General features: G+C 70.1%; 3 protein-coding genes and 1 pseudogene. All 4 read left to right on the top strand.

Annotation, left to right across the window (positions count from 1 at the left end; all coding sequences use genetic code 11):
* Positions 1 to 95 (top strand): annotated as a pseudogene (locus tag M1105_RS21055) (IS6 family transposase); the annotation flags it as partial.
* A gap of 122 nt (positions 96 to 217) precedes the next feature.
* Positions 218 to 943 (top strand): META domain-containing protein, encoded by a 726-nt coding sequence (locus tag M1105_RS20525; protein ID WP_249582234.1) that lies wholly within the window; start codon positions 218 to 220, stop codon positions 941 to 943.
* A 40-nt stretch (positions 944 to 983) separates the two neighbouring features.
* On the top strand, positions 984 to 1,247 hold the full coding sequence (locus M1105_RS20530; RefSeq protein WP_249582235.1) for a hypothetical protein: 264 nt from the start codon (positions 984 to 986) through the stop codon (positions 1,245 to 1,247).
* Positions 1,244 to 1,570, top strand: a complete 327-nt coding sequence (locus M1105_RS20535; protein WP_249582236.1) for a hypothetical protein — start codon at positions 1,244 to 1,246, stop codon at positions 1,568 to 1,570. The genes M1105_RS20530 and M1105_RS20535 overlap by 4 nt, the downstream gene beginning before the upstream one ends.
* Positions 1,571 to 1,621: the final 51 nt, after the last annotated feature.

The raw sequence follows: 1,621 nt of genomic DNA on the forward strand, positions 1-1,621 counted from the left end.
ACTTCAATCAGGAACGCAGCCTTTCAAGCCGGCACATCTTCAAGGTCAACAGAACCGCCGCACTCGAGGAGTGGCGTAAGCTCGGCGCAGCCTGAAGGCCGACGTTGACAGCCAATCTGAGACTGGTTCGCATTGGTCTGACACCACCATCATCGGCGCAGAAGGGGCGATCCAGCGCATCCCGGGCTGTCTCATGGCAAGAGGAGTGATCGCAGACATGATCGTACGGTTGTCATCCCTCACCCGCATGGCGGCGTTTGTCGCCGTCGCTTCGGCCTTCTCGGCCACCTCTGGCGGGCGGGCCACTGCCGAGGCGGACGGCCCCGATTATTTCCGCGTCACTGGCGTCGAGGCCAACGATGTGCTCAACATCCGCGCCGACGCTGGGGCGAGCCATCCGAAGATCGGCGAGATCCCACACGACGCTGACGGCATCCGCAATCTCGGGTGCATCGGCGGCCTCAGCTTCGCCGAGTGGGAGAAGGCGAGCGATGCCGAGCGTGAGGCGGCGCGCAACACGCGCTGGTGCCGCATCGAGTATGGCGGGACCGAGGGCTGGGTCGCAGCGAGGTTCCTCGCCGAGGGCGCCGCGCCCGCGCCGGCCGCGCGCGGCAGCAAGTGGCGGATCACCGAGATCGACGGCGCGCTCGCGGCGCCCGGGGCCGAGCTCGGGTTCGAGCCGGACGGCAGCTTCTGGGGCAGCGTCGGCTGCAACCGCTTCATGGGCAGCGCCCGGATCGATGGCCAGCGCCTCGTCGCCGACGGCCCCATGGGGGTGACCATGATGGCCTGCGCCGATCCGCTGATCGATGGGCAGGAGCGCCGGGTGCTCGCCCTGCTCGAGGAGGGGGCGCCGCTCGCCTACGACCCGGTGACGGACGGGATGGCGCTGTTGCAGGCGGACGGCACCGTGGCGGTGCGGCTCGAGCGGCAAGCCGACTGAGGCCTGGGATTCGGCGCCGCGAGAGGGGAAGGAACGGAGCATGATCTGCCGGATCGTCGTCGTGGGCTTCGCGATCGCCTGGATCGGCGCGCTCGGCCTCTTCCTCATCGGCCGGTTCGGCCTCTTCGGGCAGGAGGCCGACCCGCTCTCGGGGGTGTTCCTGATTCCCCTCGGGTTCCCGTGGATCTGGCTCATCGACCTCGCGCCCGAGGCCGCCTGGCCCTGGCTCGGCGCCCTCGCGCCGGGGGTGAACCTCGCGCTGATCGCTGCCCTCTGCCGCTGGCTCGGCCCGGCACGCGCGTGAGGGGGCGGGCGACGGGGATCGTGGTGCGGGTGCTCGCCGCGGCGGTGGGACTTTTGGCGCTCGCCACCTGCGCGCCCCTTAAGGGCGATGAGCCGGCCGCCGGGGCGCCACTGCCGCCTGACCTCGCGTCGCTGGTCGCTCCGGCGGCGCTCTCGGCCAAGGCGGCGGCCGAGGTGCCGCGCATCCTCGAGCGGCGTTGCGTCGTCTGCCACGGCTGCTACGACGCGCCCTGCCAGCTCAAACTCTCCTCGCCCGACGGCGTCGCGCGCGGGGCAGCGAAGTCGGATGTCTATGACAGGCAATGTCAAAGGAACTTGGCTTGAGGCGGAATAGCCGCCTCCCTACCCTCGTGGCATGAGCAAACCCAACCCCTT

The organism is Thermohalobaculum sediminis, assembly GCF_023487995.1.
Taxonomy (GTDB): domain Bacteria; phylum Pseudomonadota; class Alphaproteobacteria; order Rhodobacterales; family Rhodobacteraceae; genus Thermohalobaculum; species Thermohalobaculum sediminis.

Coding starts and splice junctions, on each gene's coding strand:
- M1105_RS20525 (WP_249582234.1), top strand. CDS start 218: ATGATCGTACGGTTGTCATCCCTCACCCGCATGGCGGCGTTTGTCGCC.
- M1105_RS20530 (WP_249582235.1), top strand. CDS start 984: ATGATCTGCCGGATCGTCGTCGTGGGCTTCGCGATCGCCTGGATCGGC.